This window comes from Nocardia sp. XZ_19_385, assembly GCF_015355755.1.
Lineage (GTDB): Bacteria > Actinomycetota > Actinomycetes > Mycobacteriales > Mycobacteriaceae > Nocardia.
In genome coordinates this window covers 603,232-630,185 of record NZ_JACVEE010000001.1, presented here as the reverse complement: position 1 = coordinate 630,185, position 26,954 = coordinate 603,232, and the positions used below count along the sequence as shown (strand labels likewise).

Annotated in this window: 21 protein-coding genes; 9 read left to right on the top strand and 12 right to left on the bottom strand. The window is 67.9% G+C overall.

Annotated elements, in window-relative coordinates:
* Positions 1-14: 14 nt before the first annotated feature.
* The 6 genes from IBX22_RS02815 to mftR form a co-directional block, all read right to left on the bottom strand.
* On the bottom strand, positions 15-2,270 hold the full coding sequence (locus IBX22_RS02815) for a SpoIIE family protein phosphatase (protein WP_194813808.1): 2,256 nt from the start codon (positions 2,268-2,270) through the stop codon (positions 15-17).
* The gene (locus IBX22_RS02810; RefSeq protein WP_194813807.1) at positions 2,267-2,902 is read right to left on the bottom strand and encodes a SpoIIE family protein phosphatase; all 636 of its coding nucleotides are present in this window, start codon (positions 2,900-2,902) and stop codon (positions 2,267-2,269) included. Before IBX22_RS02810 ends, IBX22_RS02815 begins: the two co-directional genes overlap by 4 nt.
* Positions 2,895-3,293, bottom strand: coding sequence for an ATP-binding protein (locus IBX22_RS02805; RefSeq protein ID WP_194815535.1), 399 nt, complete (start codon positions 3,291-3,293; stop codon positions 2,895-2,897). The genes IBX22_RS02810 and IBX22_RS02805 overlap by 8 nt, the downstream gene beginning before the upstream one ends.
* 4 nt (positions 3,294-3,297) lie before the next feature.
* The gene (locus IBX22_RS02800) at positions 3,298-3,687 is read right to left on the bottom strand and encodes an STAS domain-containing protein (protein WP_194813806.1); all 390 of its coding nucleotides are present in this window, start codon (positions 3,685-3,687) and stop codon (positions 3,298-3,300) included.
* Between the two features lie 13 nt (positions 3,688-3,700).
* Entirely contained in the window at positions 3,701-4,612 is a 912-nt protein-coding gene (locus IBX22_RS02795; RefSeq protein ID WP_194813805.1) for an STAS domain-containing protein, read from the bottom strand.
* 74 nt (positions 4,613-4,686) lie between these two features.
* Positions 4,687-5,316, bottom strand: a complete 630-nt coding sequence (gene mftR, locus IBX22_RS02790; protein ID WP_309234398.1) for a mycofactocin system transcriptional regulator — start codon at positions 5,314-5,316, stop codon at positions 4,687-4,689.
* A 64-nt stretch (positions 5,317-5,380) separates the two neighbouring features.
* Between mftR and mftE the strand changes: the two genes are divergently transcribed.
* Both mftE and mftD read left to right on the top strand, forming a co-directional pair.
* Entirely contained in the window at positions 5,381-6,091 is a 711-nt protein-coding gene (mftE, locus tag IBX22_RS02785; RefSeq protein WP_309234397.1) for a mycofactocin biosynthesis peptidyl-dipeptidase MftE, read from the top strand.
* Positions 6,088-7,299, top strand: a complete 1,212-nt coding sequence (gene mftD / locus IBX22_RS02780) for a pre-mycofactocin synthase MftD (RefSeq protein ID WP_194813802.1) — start codon at positions 6,088-6,090, stop codon at positions 7,297-7,299. Before mftE ends, mftD begins: the two co-directional genes overlap by 4 nt.
* Here the strand turns inward: mftD and IBX22_RS02775 are convergent.
* Positions 7,296-7,766, bottom strand: a complete 471-nt coding sequence (locus tag IBX22_RS02775) for a MarR family winged helix-turn-helix transcriptional regulator (RefSeq protein WP_194813801.1) — start codon at positions 7,764-7,766, stop codon at positions 7,296-7,298. The genes mftD and IBX22_RS02775 overlap by 4 nt on opposite strands.
* A gap of 204 nt (positions 7,767-7,970) precedes the next feature.
* Between IBX22_RS02775 and IBX22_RS02770 the strand changes: the two genes are divergently transcribed.
* The 4 genes from IBX22_RS02770 to IBX22_RS02755 all read left to right on the top strand — a co-directional run bounded on the left by IBX22_RS02770 (position 7,971) and on the right by IBX22_RS02755 (position 11,032).
* Positions 7,971-9,647 carry a fumarate hydratase gene (locus IBX22_RS02770; protein WP_194813800.1) on the top strand — a complete coding sequence of 559 codons (1,677 nt, stop codon included), beginning with the start codon at positions 7,971-7,973 and terminating at the stop codon, positions 9,645-9,647.
* 113 nt (positions 9,648-9,760) lie between these two features.
* The gene (locus tag IBX22_RS02765) at positions 9,761-10,147 is read left to right on the top strand and encodes a hypothetical protein (protein ID WP_194813799.1); all 387 of its coding nucleotides are present in this window, start codon (positions 9,761-9,763) and stop codon (positions 10,145-10,147) included.
* 88 nt (positions 10,148-10,235) lie between these two features.
* Entirely contained in the window at positions 10,236-10,412 is a 177-nt protein-coding gene (locus IBX22_RS02760; RefSeq protein ID WP_194813798.1) for a hypothetical protein, read from the top strand.
* 50 nt (positions 10,413-10,462) lie between these two features.
* Complete coding sequence (locus tag IBX22_RS02755; RefSeq protein WP_228538148.1) at positions 10,463-11,032, top strand: M15 family metallopeptidase; 570 nt, start codon at positions 10,463-10,465, stop codon at positions 11,030-11,032.
* Between the two features lie 129 nt (positions 11,033-11,161).
* Here IBX22_RS02755 and IBX22_RS02750 read toward each other — a convergent pair whose 3' ends face one another.
* The 4 genes from IBX22_RS02750 to IBX22_RS02735 form a co-directional block, all read right to left on the bottom strand.
* The gene (locus tag IBX22_RS02750) at positions 11,162-15,382 is read right to left on the bottom strand and encodes a TIGR02680 family protein (RefSeq protein WP_194813797.1); all 4,221 of its coding nucleotides are present in this window, start codon (positions 15,380-15,382) and stop codon (positions 11,162-11,164) included.
* A 2-nt stretch (positions 15,383-15,384) separates the two neighbouring features.
* Positions 15,385-16,794, bottom strand: coding sequence for a TIGR02678 family protein (locus IBX22_RS02745; RefSeq protein WP_194815533.1), 1,410 nt, complete (start codon positions 16,792-16,794; stop codon positions 15,385-15,387).
* Positions 16,794-18,269 (bottom strand): TIGR02677 family protein, encoded by a 1,476-nt coding sequence (locus IBX22_RS02740; RefSeq protein ID WP_194815532.1) that lies wholly within the window; start codon positions 18,267-18,269, stop codon positions 16,794-16,796. Before IBX22_RS02740 ends, IBX22_RS02745 begins: the two co-directional genes overlap by 1 nt.
* Before the next feature lie 272 nt (positions 18,270-18,541).
* On the bottom strand, positions 18,542-19,774 hold the full coding sequence (locus IBX22_RS02735) for an XRE family transcriptional regulator (RefSeq protein WP_309234396.1): 1,233 nt from the start codon (positions 19,772-19,774) through the stop codon (positions 18,542-18,544).
* 208 nt (positions 19,775-19,982) lie between these two features.
* On the opposite strand from IBX22_RS02735, the gene IBX22_RS02730 reads away from it, so the two are divergent.
* Positions 19,983-20,312: a hypothetical protein gene (locus IBX22_RS02730; RefSeq protein WP_309234395.1), complete on the top strand. Its 330-nt coding sequence runs from the start codon at positions 19,983-19,985 to the stop codon at positions 20,310-20,312.
* A 49-nt stretch (positions 20,313-20,361) separates the two neighbouring features.
* On the opposite strand, the gene IBX22_RS02725 is transcribed toward IBX22_RS02730, so the two are convergent.
* On the bottom strand, positions 20,362-21,246 hold the full coding sequence (locus tag IBX22_RS02725; RefSeq protein ID WP_194813795.1) for a PAC2 family protein: 885 nt from the start codon (positions 21,244-21,246) through the stop codon (positions 20,362-20,364).
* Positions 21,247-21,401: 155 nt separating this feature from the next.
* Between IBX22_RS02725 and metH the strand changes: the two genes are divergently transcribed.
* Positions 21,402-24,998 carry a methionine synthase gene (gene metH, locus IBX22_RS02720; RefSeq protein WP_194813794.1) on the top strand — a complete coding sequence of 1,199 codons (3,597 nt, stop codon included), beginning with the start codon at positions 21,402-21,404 and terminating at the stop codon, positions 24,996-24,998.
* Between the two features lie 276 nt (positions 24,999-25,274).
* Positions 25,275-26,879, top strand: a complete 1,605-nt coding sequence (locus IBX22_RS02715) for a serine/threonine-protein kinase (protein ID WP_194813793.1) — start codon at positions 25,275-25,277, stop codon at positions 26,877-26,879.
* Positions 26,880-26,954 lie beyond the last annotated feature (75 nt).

Genomic DNA, 26,954 nt, shown 5'->3' with positions numbered 1-26,954 from the left:
CGGTCGGTCACCCTTCAGATTTGGCGGTTGGTACCCCGAAGCGGGTTCGCCACAGGCGATTTGATCGCCGGGAGGGTGACCGACATGCGTACCCGGGTCCCCGGTTCGGTGTGGTCGATCTCGAGTTCCTCGGTGAGCGCGCGCATCATGTCGATGCCGCGGCCGCGGTTCCCGGGATCGGCCGATCGCGGTTTCCAGACGCCGGTGTCGGTGACCAGGATCGTCACCCGCTCGGTATCGCATTCGGCGGTGAGCGTCACCTCGTTGGCGGCGGCGCCGTTGCTCAGGTAGGCGTGTTCGATGCTGTTGCTGCAGGCCTCGTTCGCTGCCGCGACCAGATCCGAAGCCAGGTCGTGCGGCACGGCCGCCGCCGCCAGCCAGGCCTTGAGTTTGCGGCGGAGCGCGGCGAGCTGATCCGGATGCGCCGGCACGTCCAGGTGCAGGGAGGCGGGGGGTTGGCGGTAGACCACCATGGCGACGTCGTCGTCGTAACCCGCCGAGGGGCGTAGCCGGGAGAGCACCGCGTCGGCGACCTCGCGCGGTAGTTTTCCCGGGGTGTCGGCCAGGACCGCGGAGATCTTGTCGAAGCTCTCGTCGATGTCGACGCCGCGATGTTCGACCAGCCCGTCGGTGAACAGCACCAGCGTGGAGCCGGGAGTGAGCGCGGTGGTGGCTTCGGGTCGCCGGGGCGTATCGAAGGTGGCCAGCGGAACCGCCCGGCCGCCCTCCAGCAGTCTGCCCGGCGCACCGACATCGGCCAGGATCGGCGGCATGTGCCCCGCGCTCGAGTAGCGCATCAGACCACGCTCGGGATCTAGCACCGCCGCGCAGACCGTGGTGCACATGGCGCCCGGGATCCGCGCCGCGACGGCGTCGAGTTCCGCGAGCAGCTGCGCCGGGCCCGCACCACGTAGCAGCAAAGCCCGTGCGGCCGTCCGCAATTGGCCCATCACCACGGCGGCGGACAAGCCACGGCCGACGCAGTCGCCGACCACCACGCCGATGGTGCCGTCGTTGAGCGGAACCACGTCGTACCAGTCGCCGCCGATCTCCAGCGGCGGCAGCGCCGGCTCGTAGTGCACCGAGAACCGCGGCGGCAGTTCGATCGGGCCGAGCATGGCCCGCTGCAAGGTCAGTGAGGTGGAACGCGCCTGATCGAAGTTGCGCGCTCGCTGCACGGCCAGGCTCAGATGCCCGATCAGCAGCGAGAACAACGTCCAGTCGGCGGCGGTGATGGCGCGCGGCGCGGCGAAGCGTAACCACAGCGCGGCGTCCCCGACCTCGCCCAGCGGAGCGACGATGCCCTCGGAACTTTCCGTACTCTCCGGGATCGCGAACAGGCTGCGCGGCGGGCGGCGGCGGGCCCGTTCCAGCAGCGCGGTGGCCCGATCATCCAATTCCGGGGCGTCGATATTGCGTGAATTGCGTTCCACCGCACCGGAAACGTAGACCTCCGGGCGGGCATTGCGGTTCGGCCACACCGACACCACGGCCGATTCCGCGCCGACGGTGCGGCGCAGTTCGTCCAGGCCTACCGCGAGCACCTCGACCACGCTGGTGGCCGCGCCGACCGCGGTCGCCAGCCGGGACGCGGCCTGATCGCGGGCCTGGGCGTCGTGCTCGGCGGTGACATCGCGGATGGTGCCGACGAAGATCTGCTCGTTGTTCTCCGGCTTGATCAGCGACGACGTGCTGACCGCGAGCCACACGTCGCGGCCGTCGCGATGCCGGACCGGAATGACGAACCGCTGCGCCACCGTGCCCAGATCGGGATAGCGCGGTCCGGTCGGCAGCGACCACGGGTGCGGCAGCGGGTAGGGGAGACCGGCGGCGCCGTATCCGGTGAGCGCGCCGAACGCGGAGTTGACCTCGATGATGGTGCCGCGCGAATCGGCGACGAAGAAACCGTCCTGCAGCGATTCCACCAGCGCGGTGCGGAAGGCGTCGCGGCCCGCGAGATCGTCCGCGCGCGAACGCTGTTGCTCATAGCGGCGCAAACCGCCGAGGTAGCCGCGGGTGGCGATATCCAGGGCGGCCAAGGTCTGTAGCAGGAATTCCAGCGCTGGTTCCGCGATCGGCTGTTCGGGGCCGTCGTTCGCGGCGACGAATCGGAAATGGTGTTCGGTCAGATCGAGCAGGCTGATGTCCTCGACCAGGGCCCGCCGGCCCAGGTCGTAGCCGGCGGCGAGGCTGGCGTGCGTCGGCGAATCCAGGTGGCGCCGTAGCGCGTTCGCGTAGGCGTCCAGAAACGCCGCCAGCACATCAGTCATTGTGTTCCGTTCGATGTCCCGCCGCGATGGCGGGCAGCCAGCACCAGGGCGTCGTCGGTGTCCTTGGAGTGCCGGTTGAGCACTTCCGCGGCGATCTCGGCCGTGGACTTGGAAAGATCTATGCCGTTGAAGGATTCGGCGACGATGCCGTCGGTCGACATGAGCAGCAGATCGCCGACGCGCACCTGCACGGTCTGCGGCTGTAGATGCTGGGGCAGCCGATAGCCGACGATGCCGCCGGTCATCAGTACCGTCGCGCGCACGGTGAGCCCGGCCGGGCCGACCGTGAGCACCCGGGATTCCACGTTCCCGACGCCGAGCCAGTTGATGGACTCGGCACAGTCGAACAACGCCAAGGAGACTGCCGCGCCACGGGTATCTGCCATCGCCCGATGACACAGCAGCATCAGCACGTCGAGCGGCTCGGCGCGGTTCTCCGAGAGGATCTGCGCGGCACGGTCGGCCGCGTCGGCGGCGGGCGCGCCATGGCCCAGCCCGTCGAGCACGCCGAAAAGTACGGAGCCGCCACCGGTTTCGAGCACGACGCAGCGGTCACCGGACACTCGCTGCCCGGGCAGTGCACGTCCGGCCACCGCCCATTCGATCCGACCGACGAAGCCGTCCTCATGCACCGGCGGGCACCCACTTCCACATTTCGATCAGGGTGCCCCGGCCCGGGGCGGAGTCGATGATGAGGCGATCCATCAACCGGCGCGCACCCGGAAGGCCGAGGCCCAGACCACGTCCCGTGGAGTAGCCGTCGTCCAGCGCACGGGCGATGTCGCGGATGCCCGGGCCCTGATCTTCGGCCTGCACCACCAAGGCCTGTCTGCCGTCCCGTTCGTCGACGAGCAGGCGGACTTCACCGCTGCCGGCGTAACTGGTGATGTTGCGGGCGATTTCGGAGATGGCCGTGGAGATCATGGTGCGGTCGGTGAGGGAGAAGCCGAGCTTTTCGGCGAGTTCCCGTCCGGCCTGCCTCGCGATCACGATGTCACCGGACACCTTTACCGCGATCACCATGTTCTCAGCGGCCACTGTCACGACCGTCTCGCTGGTGCCGTTTGGAGGCCTTGCGGTCCAGCCACGCAAGCCCTTCTTCCAGGTCCAGGGCGGTGTGCATGTCCTCGAAGGTGAGGCCCAACTGCACCATGGCGAACGCGACTTCCGGTTGCAGCCCGACGATCACCGTTTCGGCGCCGCGTAACTGCGTCATGTGCGCGATGGTACGCAGCGATCTGGCCGCGAACGAATCCATCACGTCGATCGCGGTGACATCGACGATGATGCCGTGCGCGCGGTATTTGGAGACCTGCTTCATCAGGTCGTCTTGCAGGCGCTCGGTGTCGGCGTCGGTCAAGGCGGATTGCACCGACGCGATCAGATACGTGCCCTGCTTGAGAATGGGTACCGGCATCAGCCTGCCCCGATTACCGTCCGTCGCGTTCGGTCAGGAGTCGATCGGTCACGCGAGTGACTTCGTAGCCCAGCAGCCGCTCGGCCTCTTCGATACCGCCCTGGAGGTCACCAACGGCGTTCATCTTCGACAGATCCAGGCCGATGGTGACCAGGGTGAGCGCGATCTCCGAGGACAGACCGGTGATGATGACGTTCGCGCCCATCAGGCCGGACGCGTCCACGGTCTGCACGAGGTGGTTGGCCACCGTGGAGTCGATCTGCGGCACACCGGTGATGTCGATGACGACCACCTTGGCGCGGTTGGCGCGGATGGCGCGCAGCAGCTGCTCGGTGAGCTGGCGGGCACGCTGGCTGTCCAGCACGCCGATGATCGGAAGAATCAGCAGCTGTTCACGCACCTGCAGAACAGGCGTGGACAGCTCGCGGATCGCTTCCTGCTGCTGGCGGATGACGCGCTCGCGTTCCTGCACGAAGGAGATGGCCACGGTGCTCGCGATGCGGTTGGCGGCCGGCTCGTAGGCGTCGAGCACCTGGTTGAGCAGCTCGAAGTTGGTCTGGTACTTCTCGAACAACGAGCGGGCCAGCACGTCGCGCAGCAACAGCACGATGCCGATGACCTCGTCGGTCTCGACGCCTCGGGGAATGATGCGCTCGGACAGATCGCGGGCGTATGCCTGCAGCGCGTCGACGCTACCGGTGACCAGCACCTCGACGTAGTTGTCGTACATCGAGGTCGCCTCGGAGAAGATCTCTTCCGGGGTCATGGCCGTCAGCAGTTGCGTGTCGGTGATGCGCCTGGCCCATTCCTCACGCAGTGCGGTGCGGTTCTGGCGCAGGTGCTCGACCAGCTCGGGCAGCAGATTGTCGTCGACCGGGCCGACGGGCAGCGAATCCGCCGAAAGGCTCATGGACACCTCGGACATGGAAATTCCAGCCCCTTTCGACGGGTGAGTCAGTGCGTTCGTACGGTCGGCCTGCGAGCCGACACCGAGCCTAGTCATACCCCAGCCGCACTGGTATCGAAACCTGAGGGTAGCTCGGAGAATCCTCGCTCCAGTGCCGAGAGGGCTTGATCGAGGTAAACGGTGAGGTCGGCGTCGGCGCGGGCGACCCAGGCATCGAAGGCGGCGCGGGCTGCCGCCAAGGTGGTGCGGCCGACGGCCAGGGGGATCAGGGCGTCTTCGGCGGAGTCGAGGCGACGAGCGGCAAAGGCGCTGACCGCGCGTTCCCAGGCGTCGTAATGGGTGCCCGCGGTGGCGGCGAGGGCGGGCACCGTGGCGATCAGGTGCATGCGGGTACGCAGTTCGGGGATGTCTTCGGCGCGATAGGTATTGGCGTTCACCACGACTCGGCGCACCGCCGCCATCATCGGCACGTCGTCCGGGACGGTCGCGAACGCGTCTTCCAGGGCGGTGATCTCGTCGTCGAACTGGGACCAGAGCACTTCGGCCTTGGTGGGGAAGTAGCGGAAGAAGGTGCGCCCGCTGATGCCCGCGGCGGCGGCGATCTGCTCGACAGTGGTGTTGTCGAAGCCGTGCGCGCTGAACATCCGCATGGCGATCAGTTCGAGTTCGCGTTTCGTGGTGCCGCGGGGGCGGCCGCGGGTGGTGGTGCCCTGCCCTGTCACGAAAGTCATTATGGCAGTGCTCGACGTATTGATTATGTCAGCGAGTGACGTTAATCTCGGCCTCGTGGTAGAACACGTTTCAGATCTGGCCTGGCCCGAGGTGGGCGCACGGGCCGAGAAGGGCGTGATCCTGGCGGTGCCGGTGGGCTCGACCGAGCAGCACGGACCGCATCTGCCGCTGTCGACCGATACCGATATCGCGGTGGAAATGTGCCGCAGGCTGGCCGGGCGTCGGCCGGATGTGCTTGTCGCTCCAGCCATTCCGTATGGCTCCAGCGGTGAGCACGCCGGTTTTCCCGGGACCCTGTCGATCGGGCAGGCCGCGCTGGAACTGCTGATCGTGGAGCTGTGCCGTTCGGCCACCGACACTTTCGACCGGATCGTGCTGGTCAACGGGCACGGCGGCAACGCCGAACCGCTGCAGCGGGCCGTGCGCCTGCTGCGCGGCGAATCGCGCGACGTGCGCCTGTGGGTCACCCGATACCACGGTGACCTGCACGCGGGCCGCTCCGAAACCGGCATGCAGCTGGCGCTGGATCCGGCCCGGGTGCGTCCGGATCTCGCCGAACCCGGCGACCAGCGCCCGCTGTCGGAGATCTATCCGCTGCTGGCCGCCGGTGGTGTGCGCGCGGTGAGCCGCAACGGCGTGCTCGGCGACCCCACCCCCGCCACCCCCGAGGACGGCGCCCGCCTCCTCGCCGCACTCGCCACGCATTTGGAAAACGACAGCCGGTCCTGGTGGCCGGTCGAGCATCCCGGAAGGGCCGGACAATGAATCCCTGGTTCGAAACCGTCGCCGAGGCGCAGCGCCGCGCGAAGAAGCGGCTGCCGAAATCGGTGTACGGCGCGCTCATCGCCGGCTCCGAACGCGGTCAGACCATCGACGAAAACCAGCAGGCCTTCACCGAACTGGGTTTCGCGCCGCACTGCGCGGGCCCGATCGGGGAACGCGATCAGTCCACGACTGTGATGGGGCAGCAACTCGCCATGCCGGTGCTGATCTCGCCGACCGGCGTGCAGGCGGTGCATCCCGACGGTGAGGTGGCCGTGGCGCGCGCCGCCGCGGCGCGCGGAATCGCCATGGGGCTCAGCTCATTCGCCTCGAAGCCGATCGAAGAGGTGATCGCGGCCAACCCCGCCACCTTCTTCCAGTTGTACTGGTGCGGCAGCAAAGACGAGATGGCCGAGCGGATCGGCCGGGCCAAGGCGGCCGGCGCGGTCGGGCTGATCCTCACCCTGGACTGGTCCTTCTCGCACGGCCGGGACTGGGGCAGCCCGGTCATCCCGGAAAAGCTGGACCTGCGGGCGATGCTGCAGTTCGCGCCGCAGACCCTGGCCAGGCCGCGCTGGCTGGCGACTTACCTGCGTTCCGGCCATATCCCGGATCTCACCGCGCCGAACATGGCGGTCGGCGGCAAGGCGGCGCCCGGCTTCTTCGGCGCGTACGGCGAATGGATGGGCACGCCCGCGCCCGATTGGGCCGACGTGCGCTGGATCGTCGAGCAGTGGGACGGCCCGGTCATGCTCAAGGGCATCATGCGGGTCGATGACGCGCACCGCGCGGTCGATGCGGGCGTGGCCGCGATCTCGGTGTCCAACCACGGTGGCAACAACCTCGACGGCACCCCCGCGGTGATCCGCGCGCTGCCGGTGATCGCCGAGGCGGTCGGCTCGCAGATCGATGTGGTGATGGATGGTGGCATCCGCCGCGGCAGCGACGTGGTGAAGGCTGTGGCGCTGGGCGCTCGCGCGGTCATGCTCGGCCGCGCGTACCTGTGGGGCCTGGCCGCCAACGGACAGACGGGCGTGGAGAACGTGCTCGACATCATGCGCGGCGGCATCGACTCGGCGCTGCTGGGTCTGCGTAAAACCAGTGTGGCCGAACTGGATCGGAGCGATCTGGTCATTCCGGACGGCTTCGAACGGGCGCTGGGTGTCCCTGCCCGGCCCCAGGCCGTACCGGATCAGGCGGCCGCGGGCTAGAGCTCCTCCGGCGCTCGCCGGTGATGGGCGAGCAACGTGTCGTAGATGTCGGCGAGCGCCGCCAGCTGATCGCGATCCAACGCGTCGATCATGTGGCGGCGCACGCTGCGCGCGTGCGCCGGTGCGGCGCCGCCGAGCAGGTCCGCGCCATGTGGAGTGAGCCGGGCGGCGGTGCGGCGGGCGTCGTCGGGGATCGGTTCCCGGATGACCAGGCCGCGCTTCTCCATCCGGGTGATCTGATGCGAGAGCCGGCTCTGCGACCACTCCAGCCGTTCGGCCAGATCGGCGAAGGTCAGCCGGTGGTCCGGGGATTTCGACAGGCTGGCCAGCACCGTGTATTCGACATAGGTGAGGTTCGACTCGCGCGCGGAATCGCGCCCGACGGCGGCGGCGATGAGGTCACGGGTGCGCACGAAACCCACCCAGGCTCGCATCTCGACCTCATCGAGCCACACCGGTTCCGTCATGGCAGCCTCCAAGCTCCGACACTGTCGCCTGCGACAACGTCAACCCTGAGAGGTAGCACCACCGGGTTGAACGTGCAACCTTTTACGCCTACTGCCTGGGCCTTAGGTTTGCCTAACCGAGGTGGGCGCCCGGTCCGGTGGCTAGGCTCGCTGTGCTTGTGACCAGTGTGCAAGCACCTGGCCCGATATGAAGGAGAGCGATCCGTGACCGCGCCGGAATTCCGCTATTCAGATCTGCTGCCGATCGGCGCGGACGACACCCCCTACCGGTTGATCACGACCGAGGGTGTCAGCACCTTCGAGGTCGACGGCCGCACCTTCCTGAAGGTGGAGCCCGAGGCGTTGCGCTTGCTGACCGCCGAGGCGATGCACGACATCAGCCACTACCTGCGGCCCGCGCACCTCGCGCAGCTGCGCAAGATCATCGATGATCCGGAATCCTCCGGCAACGATCGATTCGTCGCGCTGGATCTGCTGAAGAACGTCAACATCTCCGCGGGCGGCATTCTGCCGATGTGCCAGGACACCGGCACCGCGATCGTGATGGGCAAGAAATCCGAAGGCGTGCTCACCGGGGCCGACGACGCGGAATGGATCAGCCGCGGTGTATTCGACGCCTACACCAAGCTGAATCTGCGCTATTCGCAGCTCGCGCCGGTCACCATGTGGGACGAGAAGAACACCGGCACGAATCTGCCGGCGCAGATCGAGTTGTATTCCACCCAGGGCGATACCGCGCAGCCGTCCTACAAGTTCCTGTTCATGGCCAAGGGCGGCGGTTCGGCGAACAAATCGTTCCTGTACCAGGAAACCAAGGCCGTGCTGAATCCGCAGCGCATGCTGGAATTCCTGGACGAGAAGATCCGCTCGCTCGGCACCGCGGCCTGCCCGCCCTATCACCTGGCCGTGGTGATCGGCGGCACCAGCGCCGAATTCGCTTTGAAGACCGCGAAATACGCCTCCGCGCACTACCTGGACAATCTGCCCACCGAGGGTTCGATGGCCGCGCACGGCTTCCGCGATCTGGAGCTGGAAGAAGAAGTCTTCAAGCTCACCCAGGAGTTCGGTATCGGCGCGCAGTTCGGCGGCAAATACTTCTGCCACGATGTGCGCGTGGTGCGCTTGCCGCGGCACGGCGCGAGTTGCCCGGTGGCCATCGCGGTTTCGTGTTCGGCGGACCGCCAGGCCCTGGCCAAGATCACCCCCGAGGGTGTGTTCCTGGAGCAGCTCGAGCGGGAGCCCGCGCAGTATCTGCCCGAGCAGACCGACGCCATTCTCGGCGGCGACGTGGTCAAGATCGACCTGAACCGGCCGATGGCCGAGATTCGCGCCGAACTCTCGAAATACCCGGTGAAGACCCGGCTTTCGCTGACCGGTCCGCTGGTGGTGGCGCGCGATATCGCGCACGCCAAGATCAAGGAACGGCTCGACGCGGGGGAGCCGATGCCGCAATACCTGCGCGATATGGCCGTGTACTACGCCGGTCCGGCCAAGACGCCCGAGGGGTACGCGTCCGGTTCGTTCGGACCGACCACGGCCGGGCGCATGGACTCCTATGTCGACCAATTCCAGGCCGCCGGTGGGTCTTTGGTCATGCTGGCCAAGGGCAATCGCTCCGCTCAGGTGACCAAGGCGTGCAACGAGCACGGCGGGTTCTACCTCGGTTCCATCGGCGGGCCCGCGGCCCGGCTGGCGCTGGACTGCATCAAGTCGGTCGAGGTGCTCGAATATCCGGAACTCGGTATGGAAGCCGTCTGGAAGATCGAGGTTGAAGATTTTCCCGCGTTCATCGTGGTGGACGACAAAGGAAACGACTTCTTCGCCGAAACGCAGAAGCCGATCGCATTGCGCGTGCGTACGCGCTCCAAAGAACGCGTCTGAGGTTCTGCCTCGATAGGACACGGCATTGTCACCTCGATCGCCGGGGTGACAATGCCGCTGCGGCGCGCACCCTAGAGGGGTAAGTCGCCGTATCCCTGAAGTCGAGGAGGGCAATGAGTACGTCGTTTCGTATCTCGGATTCAGCCAGCCGACGGCTGGTCTCACGTGCCGTACGCGAGGGAACGAGTTCGACCGCACTGCTCAATCGGTTGATCCGCGAGGGCGTCGATCAGCTGGAACACCCGGGCATCGTCTTCCGCGGCCCGCTACACGACCGGCGCGCGGCGCTGGCCGCCGGACCTGAGGTCTGGGAAGTAGTCGCCCGCCTGCTGGAGCTCGACGGGCCGGTAGACCAGCGGATCACAGCGCTCTCGCGGCAATCCGACCTACAGGACCGCAAGATTCGCACCGCAGTCGAGTACGCGCGCTCGCACGGCAGCGAGATCGGCGAGCGCATCGGGCGTCATCGCCAGGCCTCGGAATTGGTGCGCCACAAGTAGCTCGCGGCGTTCCCGGGCTGTTTGCCTCGAAAAGGATTGGGCACCACCAGAAATGCAAGGCGTTCGCGTACTTGGATGGAGGAGGATCATGCCGATCGAACAAACGGCCCGGGTCATCCGGATGCTGGAAGTGCTGGTGACGGCCCTGGCCGCGCTCAGCTTGATCTTGGCCTGGCTCGTCAATACGCCCCCTGTCGTGATGGTGATTTTCGCCGCGATCATCGCCTACGGGGCCTGGACCTTCACGCATCCGATCGAGTCGTAACCTCGCGCGGTTCCCGGGAACGGCACGCCGCGGCCGCTAGGATCGCCGACATGATCGCAAAGCTAGCGCTGTCCGCGATGGCTGTACCGGCGCTCTTCGTCTTGGCCGCGCCCGGCGCGCACGCGGACCCACGCACGGCGGTGGCCGCCGCCGCCGGGACCGAAGGTCTGACGCCCCCGTTGGCGGCGGCATACACCCAGGCCGAGGAAGCGGCACGGGCCGAAGGCGTGACCTTGTACATCAACTCCGGTTACCGCTCATACGGCGAGCAGCAGGCCATGTGGGAGGACGGGGTCGCCACCTACGGCAGCCCGGACGAGGCGCGGCGGTGGGTGTTGCCGCCCGAGGAGTCGACGCACGTGTCGGGGCAGGCGATCGATGTCGGGCCGCAGCACGGCGCACAGTGGTTGGAGCGCAACGGGAATCGGTGGGGGCTGTGCCGGATCTATGCGAACGAGTGGTGGCATTTCGAGTTGGCCACCGGGCCCGGTGGGCAGTGCCCGGCATTGCGGGCCGATGCGAGCGAGCAGCCGCATCCCGCGCCGCCGCAGGTCGCCCCGCCGTTGATAACCGGCAGCGCAGGCCCGCTTCAAACCTGGCCGTGGGGCCCGGGCCGGTAGCGCGGATCCGCTGAAAGCCTGGCGTTGGGGCCTCGGCCAAGTAGGGTTCTGCCCCGGCGGTCGGCTACACATAGTTGTTTGACGCGTCGCACCCCTGTCAGCTGGCAGGGGTGCGCTCGCGTTCGATGGTTAGTTGGCCCCGGCCGGTTCGAGTTCGCCCGGCATGTTGTCGAGGGTCATGCCGCCCTCGATTCCGTTGGGGACGCGACGGCGGTTGGGGGAGCCGAGGGCGGTGGTGAGATCGGTGCCGTCGTGTTCGGCGAGGAGATCGCCGCTATCCCAGACCAGCAAGGTGGCGCTGACGGAGTTCTCGGCCGTGGAGTGAGCCAGGTCGTAGTGGGCGCAGCCGGGGACGTGAGGATAGGTGATCCAGAGGTCGTAGCCCGTCATGAACAGGTCGAGGTCGAATTGGACGCTGAGACCGAGAAGTTCGCTGCGGCCGTTGTCGTCGACACCGGCGAAGGCTTCGTCCAGGGCGAGCAGACGGGGGGCCTGTGGGTCGGCGGAGTCGAGCATGACGTGGGCGGCCGCGAAGAGGGGCAGATGCAGGGAGACCGACTGCTCGCCGCCGGAGAGAGCGCTGTGGCGGGCGACGGTCAGTTTGTCCTCGGTGCCGTCACCGGAGATCAGGGTGAAGGAGAAGACGCGCCAGGTGCGGTAATCCAGTGTGGCGGCGAGGATTTCGGGGTAGGAGCGTTCCGGGTGCGCGGCGCGGGCGGCGCGGATCTCGGAGGCGAAATGCGAGCGGATGGCGGCCAGGTCGTCGGGGGAGAGGACCGAGGCATCGCGATCCAGGAGTTTGCACATGGCGCGGGCCGCGTCGGAAAGTGAATCGGCCAGCACCCAGTGCACGCCGATCGTGTTGCCCGAGGACATGCGGCGTTTCTTCATCTCCGCGCCCATGCGTGCGATGAGATCCCTGGCGTCGGAGGTGCGTTCGTAGATCTGCTGGGCCAGCCCGGCCAGCAGCGCGTCCTCCAGGATGCGGCGTTCGGCGTCGGTGAGCAGCAGTTCCTGGTCGTGACGGGCCTGATCGATGCGGCCCGCGAAATCGGCGAGCGCGGACATGCCCTGCTCGTCGGCGACCTGCACCACGGTGAGGCCGTCGGCGGCGTCCCACTGCAGGCGGTAGTCGCGGCCGCAACCGGCCAGGGCGGCGTCGAACTCCTGCAAAGCCGAGGTAACCGCGCTGCGAGTGGTCTTGCGGGCGGCTTCCCCCGCCTTCACCGAAGCGGTCGCGGCGGCGAGGTTGTCGAAGAGTTCGGCGACCTCGTCGGGCAACACCTGCGGTTCGGTCTCCGGACCCGCCTGGGTGATCCGGTAGAGCAGCTGCTCGGGGGTGGACCAGGCGGCTTCGCTGCTCGGCCAACGGCTCTCGGCGGGAGCGCCGAGCAGGCGGAGCAGGTCCGGACGGGCATAGGGCGCAAGGGTTTTGACGTCGGTGAGCACTTCGGTGAGGGCGGTGCCGAGGGATTCGAACGCGGTCCGGTAGGCGGCTTCGGCGTCACCGATCGCTTCGATCGCGGAGTTGGCCGCCTTGCGGGCGGTCTTCTGCTCCGCGCGAGTGGCCTCGATCTTCTCCCGGGCCAGTTCCAGGTCCCGGTCGATATCGGCGGCGCCCGCGCCCAGCGCGTCGCGCAGGGTCTCCAGTTTGCGCGACTGCTCCTGGTAGCCGGCTTCGGCGGCCTCCGCTTCCTCGGCGAAGGCCTCGGCCAGGTCGCGGGCTTCGGCGAGACGGTCCGCGCCCTCACGTTCGCGTTCCCGCTCGCGGTCGTGGTCGGTGCGCAAGCGCAGCAGCCCGGTACCGGTGTTCTCGAAGTGCCGGATGGCGGCCGCGAGCGCGTCGATATCGCGTGGGTCGCGTGGGGTGCTGTGTTCGGCGGCGATGGCGCGCAACTTCTTGTCGACCGTCGCTACCGCGGCCACCGCCTGATCGAGATCGTGCTCGGCCTGCGTGACGGCTTCGGAGCGCGAGCGCATCATGCCCGCGGCTTCCGAGACCGCACGCAAGGCGGCCGTGACGGCCGAAGGACGCGGCAGCGCCTTCGCGGCGGCCGCGATCCGCGCGAGTTCGGCTGTGGCGGTAGATTCTTCGGCTGCCGACTGCTCCTTGGCGGTCGTGGCGGTTTCCAACGCGGCGGCCAGCTCGGTGAGCCGGATCTCGCGTCGGCGAGCCCGGGCGGTCGCACCGATGAACTCGGCGTCGGCTTTGTGGTGGCGGCCGATCTGCACGCCTTGGCGGAAGCCGCCGGAGGTGCTGACCGCGAGCTCGTCCTCGCCGAACCCCGGCTTCTTCGCTTCGTGCAGCGCGATCGATGCGAGAACATCGGAGACAGTTTGACGCGGCACCGTCAACTGCGCGGAATCCTCTTCCACCACAAGCACATCGGTGAGCGTGCGGCCGGACGGGCGGTTCCGCGACGGGACGAGGAACTGCTCGGAGGTGTACTCGGCGGGCAGGTCGGACTCCGCGCAAACCCAGGCGTCGAGCAGGCCCGCGGCATGCAGTGCCGCTTCGATGCCACCGGCGGCCTCGGGCGTGACGTCGTCGGCGAACCGCACCAGCTGCCAGAGCGGTCCGCCCGGCCGGTCGCCCCGCTCATCGGTGCGAGTCGCCAATGGCGGTGGGGCATCGTCGCTTTGGGCGGCAACGCGGTCGCGTTCGGCGGTCAGTTCGGTGATGCGCTCCGCCGCCGCGGCCGCCTGCGACTTCGCTTCCTGCCGGCGATTGCGAATCTCGTCGAGCAGCGGCTCGGCCCGCTCCGCCAGCACCTCCGCGATACCGGCGGCGTCATCGGACCCGGCATTCGCCAGTGCGGCGTCGAGCGCGTCGAACAAGCCTTTCTCGATGGGGGAGTAGACCTCTCGATGCTTGTCCCACCAGGCGCGCAGCGCGGCCGAGGCTTCGGTGCGCGCCAGCGCGACGGCCGCTTCCGCGGCCGCGACCTCGGCCGCCGCCGATTCCTTTGCCGCCACGGCACGTTCGGACTGACGCTGCGCCCGGGTCCGTTCGGTGGCCGCGGCGTCCATCAGCCCCAGCGCTTTCCGGACCGCCCGCACGTCGGCGTCGCGCTCCTCGGCGCGGGCGCGGACGGCGGCGGTGAGGTTGTCGGCCCGCGAATCCTCCGACGGCGCGGTCCAATCGATGCCCGCTTCCTCTGCGGCGGCACGCAATTCGTCCTCACCGCGGGACAGGGTCGCGGCGGCGGTGCGGACCGCGGCGGTGGCCCGTTCGGCCTCCTGGACGCGCTGGTCGAGGGTCTGCCGGGCCTTGAGCGCCTTGTCCCGGTGCACGCTGGCCGAGGTCTCCAGCCGGCGCACCGCGTCGGCGAGATCGTCGAGCTGCTGCTTGCCTTCGTAGGCGCTGGAGCGCTGCAAGGTTTCCCGGTCGGTGAGCGCCTGCTCGTAGGTGCGATCGGCGTCATCGGCGCGGGCCTCGGCGGCGGTGCGCTCGGCTTCCCGGCGCTCACGCAACGCGGTCGCGGCGAACAGCGCGGTGCTCGCGTGCGTCACCGCGTCGAGCCGGGTACGGACTTGGTCGACATCCGTCTTCGCTTGTACCGCAAGGTATTTCCGGTACACGCCGACGAACGCGCGGGTCGCGGTATCGGCGTGCACCAGGCCTTCGAGGTTGCGCCCCACCTCCTCCATATCGCTGAAGGAGCGGGCCGCGTCCAGGATCAGCTGCTCGTCGAGCGGGCGCAGACCATCGGTCAGCGCCTGCGAAAGTCCGCGCGGATCCAGGTTTTTCGCCAGCTGCGGGCGGCGCAGCGTGAGGATCAGGTTGATCAGCTGGTCGTAGCGCTGGGTGCCGAGGCCGAACATGCGCGCGTCGATCGCGGTGCGGTATTCCACCGGCCGGTCCACGATGGAGTCGGTGCCGATCTGCTCGGCCAGCTGTTTGCGGGTGAACGGCCGGTCGTCCGGGCCGATCAGCGAAAAGTCCACGCCCACACGGCCGTCGGCGACGAAGTACCAGCGCGTCACCTTGTCCGAGGAGCGGGTGGCGCGCATGCCGATGCCGATGGTGACCACTTCCGGGTCGTCCCAGCTGCCGCGCGCGAACTCCATCCAGATGTAGGAGTAGGCCGATTCCTGCTTGCGATACAGCAGATTCGACTTCATGGTGCGTTCTTCACCGGCGAACGGGTTGAGCCGGCGCGGTTCGATCCGCCCGTCCAGCACGAACGGGAACAGCACCTCGAGCGCCTTGGTCTTGCCGGAACCGTTCGGCCCGCGCAGCACCAGCCTGCCGTCGGCGAAGCAGAACTCCTGGTCCCGGTAGTCCCACAGGTTGACGATCCCGGCGCGGGTCGGGATGAAGCGCACTCCGCCGTGGATAACCGACATGGTCAAACCCCTTCCGTGGCAACGCTTGCGCCGGTCTCTGCGGCGGTGACGAACAGTTCTTCGGTCCGCTTGGTACGGACGGTGACGACCGCGCCCCGGTAGCGGGCCAGGGCGGGCAGGATCAGCAGACCTTCGGGTCCCGCTGCGCCGGGTACGACCTGGACCAGGCGCAACCGTTCCAGCAGGGCCACCACCTCGGTGGTCAGCCCGGGGACGTCGGCCTGCCATTGCGCGGCGAAGGTGACACCGTAGCGGTCGGTGAGGGCCTGCACGGTTTCGCCTACCCAGCCGTAGTCCAGGAACGGGTAGGTCGCGGGCTCCGGTGCGTCGTCCGGATCGTCCGGATTCGCTTCTTCGTCAAAGGAATCGGAGAACGGGAGGTCGGCCAGCGGCGCGAACACCGTCGATTCGGGGATCGCGTCGTCCAGTTGCGCCACCAGGGCCCCCATCGGATCGGCGAGGGCGGGCCGCTGCGGCAACGGATTGTCGATATCGAGCACCAGGTCCGCGACCTCGCCGACCAGTAGCAGCGCTACCTGCGCCAGCGTGCCGGTACCGGGGAACCGGACATCGGAGAGCCGTCCCGAAACATCGATCAGCGCAACACCTTCCGCGCGCCGCTCGGCCTTCAGGCCCGTGAACAGTTCCACCTCGGAGACGATGCGTTCCTGCGCGAGCACCGCACGCTCGTCGGGTGCGAAATCCTCGGCGTAGATGACGGGGCGCTCGACCAGGCCGCGCCGTACTCGGCGGGCAGCGTCCGCGGTCGCGGGCTGTCCGTTCGGGTGCGCTTCCTCGCCGAGCAGCCCGGCCACGCTGTGCAGGTGTTGCAGGGCGCGCGGCGGGCGGAAGATCGCGAACACCACCGGTCGATCGATGTCGTAAAGCGCTTCTCCCACCGAGGGATCCGACGCCCAGCCACCCGCGTCGCCGTCGGCGAGAGTGAGCGCGCCGCGGTTGGCGAGCCAGCCTACGGCGTCGACGAAGGCGTCCCGGTCCGCGGCGCGATCGAGGGAGAGGTCGAGCCCCTCGATCCGCCCGGTGTAGGCCGCGACCTGATCGGCCAACTCCGACAATGTGATCTGATCACCAGCGCGCCCGAGCGCGGCCAGCGCCAGTGACAGATATGCGTAGCGGCGGCGATCGAAAAGCCGGTCGTTGACCGTTCGCGCGGGTTTGCCCGCATCCAGTTGATCGATGACGGGGAACAGTCGCGCGGTGGTTTCGGTGACTTCCAGGCGATAGCCGAACAGCTCCGCCAAGTCCTCGCGCAATTCGGTCGCCCACCTGCGAATCAGGGGCAGCGCGATGCGATCCGGATAGGTCCGGGTCACTAGATGGTTGGCGAGGATCACCCGCGCGGCTCGTTGGTAGTTGTCCAGCGCGAGCGAGTCGATGCGACGTGCGTGAATCATGCTCGGCCTCCCTTCTGACGGGTCGCTCGCACGTCGAGTTTGCGGCCGTTGAGGTGCAGCAGTCCGCGGGCGGTGCGGATCACTGTCGATCCCGGGTGCGTCGATACCGTGAGCGTGACGCCGTTGTCGGATCCGGTCGTTCCGTCGACCCGACCGCTTACCGGCACCCACGCGGTCGAGGCGGCATCCAGCAACCGCAGCAAGACTTCGGTCTCCCGGTCGTCCAGCTCGCGCTCGTAGATATCCGCTGCCGCAAGGGATTTCGCGGCCTCCGCGCGCGCTCGCTGTGCGTCGAGCTGCGCTTCCCGCAACCGGCGGATGCTCGCGTCGTTGCGCTGAATCCTGGCTGGCGCACCCGCCTGCGGTGGCCGCCCGGTTTCGGCGAGCGTCCGCGAGATCTCCAAGGGCGGTGCTTCCCACCAGGATCGAACCGGCGGAATCAGATCCGCGTCGGGATGCTCCATCGACAGATGCCGCGGCCGTCCCAGCCCGAAGACCGTGTCGAACAGCGCGTGCGCGCTGTCGGTGCTGGGCGCGGCGGTGAACCACCCCGCCAGATGCCGCAGCGCCGACTCCCGGCTCACTCCACCGCGCCGCGTCTCGGTAACCCGCCGCAGCAGCGACAGCACCGCGGCGATCGCGCTCATCGTCGCCTCCCGCAGCCGGTCCGCCTCGGTGGAATCACCCGACTCCGCCGCGACGAACCAGGTCCGCAGCCCCTGCCATCGCGCCCGCCAATCCGCTTGCCGCTCCTCCGGACTCAACAGCACCCGCTCATCACAGCGCGCGGCCCGCTCGATCAACTCGTCGACACCGGTGTCCTCGATGTCCCCGATCGCGTTCGCCAGCCGCGGCGCGAACCGCGCCAGATCCATACTGAAGTCCCGCATATGCGCCAGCAGCGCGTCCTTGTGCACGAGAAACGCCTCGGGCGTGATCTCGGTGGTCCGCACCATATCGCCGAGCGATAGATAGAAATGTGCGGCCCGCGCGGCCATATCGGTCAGCGCCGCGTCCAGCCGCCGCAGCGTCCGATACACCCGCTCCGCGTCCCCGGCCTGGTTCGCCTCAGCCAGCGCATGCAGATCCGCGAGCAACTCCGGCAACACCAGCCGCGACAGCGCCGCCTCATCCAGCCGCGCCGCCAGCACCCCCGCCACCGCCCGATACGCCTGGAACCCGGCCTGCGAGAACTGATACACGTAATGGCGGTTGCGATACTCGGCCAACGTCGCCGCCCGAGTCCCGTCATACGACCGCTCCAGCACCCCCCACTGATGCAGCTGATCCAGCAGCGGCCCGATCTCCGCTCCCGACAGCTCCGCCGCCCCCGCACTGTGCCGCCGAATCCACTCCGCCACATCATCGGCATGCAACAGCACCACATACGCGGCCCGCGCACTGTCGAACGCACGCAACACCCACAGGTAGTCAGCGCGCTTCTCCGCCGTAGCGAAGGAGAACAGCCGCAGCCGCTCGTCGCTGAGTTCGAAGTCGGCCCGCTGCGTTTCGTCGAGCACAGGGCCTTCGGCGGAGTCGGTCACCGGGAACAGGGTAGTAGCGGGTGGGTCGCCGTCCGACGGAACAACCCCGCGTGTCCGGTTTGCGGCGTGTTCGCCCAGCGGAAATCGACTTCGACACCGGGCGTGGCCTGGCCCGATATCCATACTCGGTACTCCACACCTGTGGGCTTAACTACATGTGCTGGCTAACTATTGGGGATTAGCGGTTGCGGCATGTTCGCTTACTCGGGGGACAGGGATCTCAACTGGTCCAGATAGATGCGGGTGCGGGGGTCTCCGGGGAAGCGCTCGATGATCTCTCTGGCGGCTTCACCGGCGATCCACATCAATGACGGCAACGATCTGCGTTTGCCGGAGAAGGCGCGCATGCCTTCGTCTACGGCGAGTTCGAGGTCGCGGTTGCGGACTGCGACGACGGCGAGGGTGAGGTGGGCTTCGGAGACGCGCATGGGGTTGCGGATGGTGCCGTCGGCGCGGGTGGAGTTTCGGATTACTTCGCGCGCATAGGATTCGGCGAGTTGGTCTTCGCCGGCGACGCGGCAGCAGTCCATGGCGTAGAAGTCGAATTTTTGGGGGTCGACGACGAAATGATTGTCGAGGTTGATGGGGGGATCGAGTCGCTCGAGGATCGCTCGGCCGGTGCCGAGGGCGCGTTCGACCTCGGAGCGGTCGCCGATGCGGGCCCAGGCCTTGGCGCGCTGGGCGGCGAGCTGGACGCCGACGCCAAGGGAGCTGGACGTGTCCAGCGCACCGTCGGCAGCCTCGATGGCACCCCGGTAGTTACCTTGGGTGAGGGCGAACCAAGCGGCCATTTCCGCGCCCCAGCCGATGATTTCGGGGTGCTCGGCTTCGAGGCCGAGGGAGCAGGCGGCGCGGCGGGTGGCCTCGGCGGAGGTGCGGCGGCCCAGGTCGTAGTCGACGCAGCCGACGAGCAGGGCGACCCAGCCGGCGAGGACCAGGATCTCGCGGTGCTGCGCGAGGGTGAGCCGGCCGTCGAGCAGCGAGGTGATGCGGCGTAACCAGGCGGTTCCCTCGCTGTGCAGGGAATGCGGGTCGGCGTAAGGGTATTCGCAGCACAGGCGCTCGGCGGTGATCCGGATGGCGTCCAGGGTGGCCGCGGACACGTCGGACATCCGCAGGCGCCCAATGAATTCCAGCGTGTCCATCCCCGTTGCCGAGAGCAGTTCGTCGTCCCGGTTGGGCCGGGATTTGGGGAAGAACGCCGCGGTCACGGTGTCGAAGGCGGCGGCGATGATGGGGGCGTAGAAGTCGTCGGGCCGCGACTCGCCCGACTCCCAGCGCCGCCAATTGCGCAGCAACGTACTGTCCGTCGGCAAGTTGTGGGACGACTTGGCGCGCATCACGCGGACCGCGTCGGCTTGGGACCACCCCCTCGCGTCGCGCTCGGAGCGCATCCGGACAGCCCAGACGGGTCGATCGTCTCCAGCGGCCACACATCGAGTATCGCACCAGTTAACGTTCAGCGGACCGAATAGGGCATAGAGATGTCACTGGGTTGACACCTGCTTTTGCAACATGGCGTCCGACATCCTGAACATGGAGCGGCTACAGTTTGCCAACCCACTGCCCCACACCGCATTACCCCCGCAGCGGGACATCCAAAACAATGCACTCAGCGACCCATGACCAATGGAGGTTCGGGTGGAAGCGTTGATCTATGGATATTTGCGTGACGATCTGGCTGACGGCCACAGCGAGGAGCTCGAGGACGCGATGAGCATGCTCGCGGAGGCCGAAGGGCTGTGCTTCGCCGCGACTTTCCATGAATCGACTTCGGGTGACGGCACGGCGTTCGCCGAGCTGACGCAGGAACTCAAGCGCGCCGACGCGCACCACGTCGTGGTTCCCTCACTCGATCACTTTGCCGGCCAGACGATTCCACGCGACATCTTGATCGCGAAGCTGGCTCAGGACGCGGCGGCCCAGGTGTGGACCGTCGAAGACTTGCAGGGACCACCCGGCACCCGATAGCCGAGTGCGCGGGGCGCGACCGTTGGCCGCGCCCCGGCTCACCTACTGATTACAGCCCGAAACTTCCGGGACCCCGCCTGCGCAGGTACTTTTCGAACTCGGCCGCGATGGCGTCGCCGTCGATCTTGGCGATGGCCTCGTTCATGTCGACCGCCGCGTCGCCGCGCTCCTCCAGCGAGCGCACGTACTCGCTGATCTCCTCGTCGCCGACGGTCATTTCGTTGACGGCGCCTTCCCAATCCTCGGCCTGCTTGGGCAGTTCGCCGAGCGGGACCTCGATATCGAGCACATCCTCGACCCGGTGCAGCAGCGCGATGGTCGCTTTCGGGTTCGGCGGCTGGGAAACGTAGTGCGGCACCGCGGCCCAGAAGGACACCGCGGGCACACCGGCGCGCACGCACTGATCCTGCAGCACCCCGGTGATACCAGTCGGTCCCTCGTAGCGGGTCTGCTCGAGGTTGAAGCGCTCGGCGGCTTCCTTGCTGTAGGCCGACCCGGTGACCGGAACCGGACGGGTATGCGGGGTATCGGCCAGCAAAGCGCCGAGGATGACCACGGTATTCACGCCCAGCTGCTCGATCATCGCGAGCAGCTCATCGCAGAAACTGCGCCAGCGCATGTTCGGTTCGATACCGCGCAGCAGCACCACGTCGCGCTCGCTGCCGGGCGGCGAACACACCGACAGGCTGGTGGAGGGCCACTGGATCTCCCTGGTCACGCCGTCGACCTGGCGGACCGTCGGGCGGTTCACCTGGTAGTCGTAGTAGTCCTCGGAATCGAGTTCCGCTAGCGGCTCGGCGTCCCAGATCAGTTCCAAATGCTCCACCGCGCCACTGGCCGCGTCACCCGCGTCGTTCCAGCCCTCGAAGGCGGCGACCAGCACGGGATCCCGCAGCGTCGGCAGTTCCGACTCGGGAGTTTCACTGGGGTTCACCCGTTCACCCTACGGTGTGGGTCCCGCAAGCGCTGTGTCATATAGGAAGGACACGGCCGCGCCCCGGAGCCCGCGGTGTGGTCTGGTTCACGTCCCTCTCACCTGCGGTGGTGCGGTTGGTGGGTTTGTCAGGGCGGCCCTTTACGCTTGTACGCATGTCTGCGTCCCGATCCGCTGCGTTCGATACCACGCTTCTCGACACGCTGTCCCGCCGTGTCGTCATCGGCGACGGTGCGATGGGCACCATGCTGCAGGCGGCGGACCTAACCCTGGACGATTTCCGCGGCCTGGAGGGCTGCAACGAAATCCTCAACGACACCCGGCCCGACGTGCTGCGCAGCATTCACCGCGCGTACTTCGAGGCGGGCGCCGACGCGGTCGAGACCAACACCTTCGGCTGCAACCTGCCGAACCTGGCCGACTACGACATCGCCGATCGGATCCGCGATCTGTCCGAGAAGGGCACCCGGCTCGCGCGCGAGGTCGCCGACGAGATGGGCCCGTCCGCGGACGGAACCCCTCGGTATGTTCTGGGTTCGATGGGTCCCGGCACCAAGCTGCCGACCCTGGGCCACGCGCCTTACACGGTGCTGCGCGACGCCTACCTCGAGTCCGCGCTCGGCATGCTCGACGGCGGCGCCGACGCCATCCTCATCGAAACCTGCCAGGACCTGTTGCAGGTTAAGGCCGCGATCACCGGCAGCCGCCGCGCCATGGCGCAGGCCGGCCGCCGGATCCCGATCATCACTCACGTCACGGTGGAGACCACCGGCACCATGCTGGTCGGTTCCGAGATCGGCGCGGCGCTGGCCGCTTTGGAACCGCTCGGTATCGACATGATCGGCCTGAACTGCGCGACCGGCCCGGCCGAGATGAGCGAGCACCTGCGTCATCTGTCCAAACACGCGCAGCTGCCGGTGTCGGTGATGCCGAACGCCGGTCTGCCCGTGCTCGGCGCCAACGGTGCGGAATACCCCTTGACGCCCGAGGAATTGGCGATCGCGCTGCGCGGGTTCGTCTCCGAATACGGTCTGGCCCTGGTCGGCGGTTGCTGTGGCACCACGCCGGAGCACATCCGCCAGGTCACCGAGGCGGTGCGCGAGGTCGAGAAGTCGCTGCCCGCGGTCGGTGAGCGCCGCCGGCCCGAGCACGAGCCGAGCGTGTCGAGCATGTACACGGCGGTGCCGTTCGAGCAGGACGCCTCGATCATGATGATCGGCGAGCGCACGAACGCCAACGGCTCCAAGGCTTTCCGTGAGGCCATGCTGGCCGAGGACTGGCAGAAGTGCGTGGACATCGCCAAGGATCAGACCCGCGACGGCGCGCACATGCTCGACCTGTGCGTCGACTACGTCGGCCGCGACGGTGCGAAGGATATGGAGGCCCTCGCCGCCCGCCTGGCGACCGCGTCCACCCTGCCGATCATGCTCGACTCCACCGAAACCCCGGTCCTGCGGGCCGGTTTGGAGCACCTGGGTGGCCGCTGCGCGGTGAACTCGGTGAACTACGAGGACGGCGACGGCCCGGAATCGCGTTTCCAGCAGACCATGGCGCTGGTCGCCGAACACGGCGCGGCCGTGGTGGCGCTGACCATCGACGAGGAGGGCCAGGCCCGCACCGCCGAGGCCAAGGTGGCGATCGCCGAGCGCCTGATCGCCGACATCACCGGCAACTGGGGCCTGCTGGAGAGCGACATCATCATCGACACGCTCACCTTCACCCTGGGCACCGGCCAGGAGGAGTCGCGCAAGGACGGCATCGAAACCATCGAGGCCATCCGCCAACTCAAGCGCAAGCACCCGAATGTGCAGACCACACTGGGTCTTTCGAACATCTCCTTCGGCCTGAATCCCGCCGCGAGGCAGGTGCTGAACTCGGTGTTCATGCACGAATGTGTCGAAGCCGGACTGGATTCCGCGATCGTGCACGCCTCCAAGATCCTGCCGATGGCGCGGATCCCCGAGGAGCAGCGCCAGACCGCGCTGGACCTGGTCTATGACCGCCGCGGTGAGGATTACGACCCGCTGCAGAAGCTGATGGCGCTGTTCGAAGGTGTTTCCACCTCCTCGACGAAGGCCTCGCGCCAGGAGGAACTGGCGGCGCTGCCGCTGTTCGAACGCCTCGAGCGCCGCATCGTCGACGGCGAAAAGGCCGGTATGGAAGCCGATCTGGACGCGGCCATGGCCGAGGTGCCGCCGCTGCAGATCATCAACGAGACGTTGCTCTCGGGCATGAAGACCGTCGGTGAGCTGTTCGGCTCCGGTCAGATGCAGCTGCCGTTCGTGCTGCAGTCCGCCGAGGTCATGAAGACCGCCGTCGCCTACCTGGAACCGCACATGGAGGCCACCGACGACAGCGGCAAGGGCCGCATCGTGCTGGCCACCGTCAAGGGCGACGTGCACGACATCGGCAAGAACCTGGTCGACATCATCCTGTCCAACAACGGCTACGAGGTGGTCAACCTCGGTATCAAGCAGCCGATCGCGACGATTCTCGACGCCGCCGTGGACAAGAAAGCCGACGTCATCGGCATGTCCGGGCTGCTGGTGAAGTCGACGGTGATCATGAAGGAGAACCTGCAGGAGCTCAACGCCAAGGGCGTGGCCGAGCAGTTCCCGGTCCTGCTCGGTGGCGCGGCGCTGACCCGCGCCTATGTCGAGCACGACCTCACCGAGGTCTACCAGGGCCATGTGCACTACGCCCGCGACGCCTTCGAGGGCCTGCGGTTGATGGACGAGATCATGACCGTCAAGCGCGGCGGCGGCACCGATCCGAACAGCCCGGCGGCGATCGCCGAACGCGAGAAGACCGCCGAACGCAAGGCCCGGCACGAGCGTTCCAAGCGGATCGCCGAGGAACGCAAGGCCAAGGAGGTGCCCGTCGTGGTGCCCGAGCGTTCCGATGTGGCCGCTGACCAGCCGGTTGCGGTGCCGCCGTTCTGGGGCACCCGCGTGGTGAAGGGTCTTGCGCTGGCCGAATACTCGGGTCTGCTCGACGAGCGTGCGCTGTTCCTGGGCCAGTGGGGTCTGCGTGGCCAGCGCGGCGGCGAGGGCCCCAGCTATGAAGAGCTGGTCGAAACCGAAGGTCGTCCGCGACTGCGGTACTGGCTGGACCGCCTCGCCACCGAGAATGTGCTGCAGCACGCCGCGGTGGTCTACGGCTACTTCCCGGCGGTGTCGGAGGGCGACGAGGTCATCGTGCTCACCGAACCGAATCCGGATGCGCCCGAACGCTATCGGTTCACCTTCCCGCGCCAGCAGCGCGATCGGTTCCTGTGCATCTCCGACTTCATCCGGTCGCGGGCCAAGGCGAAGGAGACCGGTCAGGTAGACGTGCTGCCGTTCCAGCTGGTCACTATGGGTCAGCCGATCGCCGACTTCGCCAACGAGCTGTTCGCGGGCGACAACTACCGCGACTACCTGGAGGTGCACGGCATCGGCGTGCAGCTCACCGAGGCGCTCGCCGAGTACTGGCACCGCCGGGTCCGCGAAGAGCTGACGCTGGAAGGACATTCGGTCGCCGAATCCGACCCGGCGGACGTGCAGGACTACTTCAAGCTTGGTTACCGCGGCGCCCGCTACTCCTTCGGGTACGGCGCCTGCCCCGACCTGGAGGACCGCGCGAAGCTGGTAGACCTGTTGGAGGCCAACCGGATCGGCGTCGTGCTGTCGGAGGAACTGCAGCTCCATCCCGAGCAGTCCACCGACGCCTTCGTGCTGCTGCACCCGGAAGCGAAGTACTTCAACGCCTGAATAATCCGACCGGTGGGGACTTTGTGACGGTCCTCACCGGCCGCCGGGCTTCGGCCGTTCGCGTAATCGCATGTCGCGGAACGAAACCGAGGCGTTATCCGGTACCGGGAGGCACGCAATCAGGCTCGCCGGTAGGAAGTAACCCGGCGAGATGGTGGATGTCTGCCGGTTGGGTATGTCATTGTCGATGCTGTTGCAACTGCATCCGGGGCAGTCGGCGGATGCGAACGCCACTGCCCTCGAGCTCGCGTGAAAAAGCAGGAGGGGCACAACCCAATGACGTCGGATCGGTTGATCGCTGGACGGTATCGGCTCACGGATCCGATCGGCACCGGTGCCATGGGTGTGGTGTGGCGTGCCACCGATGTCCGGCTGCGCCGCACGGTCGCGGTCAAACAGCTGATCCTGGGCCCCGGACTGTCTCGCTCGGCTGCGCTCGAAGCCAAGCTGCGCGCCATGCGCGAGGGCCGGATCGCGGCCCGACTACATCACCCCAACGCCATCACCGTCTTCGATGTCGCCGAAGAGGACGGCCAGCCCTGGCTGGTCATGGAATACATGAACGCGCCCAGCTTGGCGGCGAAACTGTCCGGCCACCAGACACTTCCGCCCGACGAGGTGGCGCGCATCGGCGCGCAGGCCGCGGCCGCGCTGTCCGCCGCACACGAGGCGGGCATCATGCACCGCGACGTGAAACCCGCGAATATCCTTGTCGCCGACGACGGCACGGTGAAGATCACCGACTTCGGTATCTCCCGTGCGGTCGGTGACGTCACGGTCACCGCCACCGGCTTCCTCGCGGGCACCCCCGCCTACCTCGCGCCGGAAGTGGCGCGCGGCGAGAACCCCGAACCCGCCTCCGACGTGTTCGCCCTCGGTTCCACGCTGTACGCGGCGATCGAAGGCAGTCCGCCGTTCGGTGAAGGCGACAACCCGCTCGCCGTGCTGCACTCCGTGGCCCGCGGTCAGATCCCGCCGCCGAAGCAGGCAGGCGAGCTCGCCCCGGTGCTGATGCGCCTGCTCTCGCCCGGTATCGATGCCCGCCCGACCATGCGGGAAGCCCGCGAGGCCCTCGAAGCCGTTGCGGCGGGCCGGGTTCCGGCCTTGGCCGCGGTCCCGGTCAACACCAGGGTGATGCCCGCCCCCGGCGGGGACGCGACCACCGTGCTCGCCACGCCAGGCAACGACGACAGCGGCGCCACCGAATTCATCCCGGCCGCCGCGCCCGTGGCCCAGAACCCCACGCCGCCACCGCCCACGCGATCTTCGGACACGCTGCGCGGGGGAGCGGGCGACAGTGGACCGAGCAAGCAAACGCTGGCGCTGGTGGCCGTCGCCGCGGTCGCCGTGCTGCTCGCCGCGGTTGTGCTGTGGACTCGCAACACCGGCGACGACCCGCCACCGGTGGCTCAGCAGAGCACCACCGCGGAACCCGCCGCGCCGTCGCAGGCGGGCGGCGCCCCGGTGCAGCGGGAGCCGCAGAACCCGCCGTCGTCGACGACCACGCCGCCGCCCACGAGCAGCACCACGACCCCGCCGTCCACAACTACCCCGCCGCCGACTACGCCCGCCGGACCGCCCACCCCGGAGAAGGTCCAGCAGTTCATCCAGGGGTACTACGGCATGCTGCCCGGCAATATCGATGGCGCCTGGTCCCAGCTCTCCCCGGCCTACCAAGCCCAGACCGGTGGCTACAACGCCTACTCCTCGTGGTGGCGGACGATCCGCTCGGTCAGCGTCAGCAACGTCACGCCCAGCGGCGACGGCGCCACCGCGACGATCAACTACGTGAAGGCCAACGGCCAGCGGGACAGCGAAACCCGCTGGTTCCGCGTGTCCTCCGAAGGTGATCGCCTGCTGATCACAGCCTCGAACGCCTGATCCCTGGGAATCCAGTAGCGACTGACTGGCTCTGTGGCCGGGTAACTGGCAACCGTTACCCTGGTGAACGAGTTG

What these genes read in the sequence shown, in the direction of transcription:
- IBX22_RS02755 (WP_228538148.1), top strand. Translation starts at nt 10,463, where the DNA reads ATGATCGCAAAGCTAGCGCTGTCCGCGATGGCTGTACCGGCGCTCTTC.
- IBX22_RS02775 (WP_194813801.1), bottom strand. Translation starts at nt 7,766, where the DNA reads ATGACGGAACCGGTGTGGCTCGATGAGGTCGAGATGCGAGCCTGGGTG.
- mftD (WP_194813802.1), top strand. Translation starts at nt 6,088, where the DNA reads ATGAATCCCTGGTTCGAAACCGTCGCCGAGGCGCAGCGCCGCGCGAAG.
- IBX22_RS02805 (WP_194815535.1), bottom strand. Translation starts at nt 3,293, where the DNA reads ATGGTGATCGCGGTAAAGGTGTCCGGTGACATCGTGATCGCGAGGCAG.
- IBX22_RS02815 (WP_194813808.1), bottom strand. Translation starts at nt 2,270, where the DNA reads ATGACTGATGTGCTGGCGGCGTTTCTGGACGCCTACGCGAACGCGCTA.
- IBX22_RS02765 (WP_194813799.1), top strand. Translation starts at nt 9,761, where the DNA reads ATGAGTACGTCGTTTCGTATCTCGGATTCAGCCAGCCGACGGCTGGTC.
- IBX22_RS02760 (WP_194813798.1), top strand. Translation starts at nt 10,236, where the DNA reads ATGCCGATCGAACAAACGGCCCGGGTCATCCGGATGCTGGAAGTGCTG.
- metH (WP_194813794.1), top strand. Translation starts at nt 21,402, where the DNA reads ATGTCTGCGTCCCGATCCGCTGCGTTCGATACCACGCTTCTCGACACG.
- IBX22_RS02715 (WP_194813793.1), top strand. Translation starts at nt 25,275, where the DNA reads ATGACGTCGGATCGGTTGATCGCTGGACGGTATCGGCTCACGGATCCG.
- IBX22_RS02750 (WP_194813797.1), bottom strand. Translation starts at nt 15,382, where the DNA reads ATGTCGGTTATCCACGGCGGAGTGCGCTTCATCCCGACCCGCGCCGGG.
- IBX22_RS02800 (WP_194813806.1), bottom strand. Translation starts at nt 3,687, where the DNA reads ATGCCGGTACCCATTCTCAAGCAGGGCACGTATCTGATCGCGTCGGTG.
- IBX22_RS02795 (WP_194813805.1), bottom strand. Translation starts at nt 4,612, where the DNA reads ATGTCCGAGGTGTCCATGAGCCTTTCGGCGGATTCGCTGCCCGTCGGC.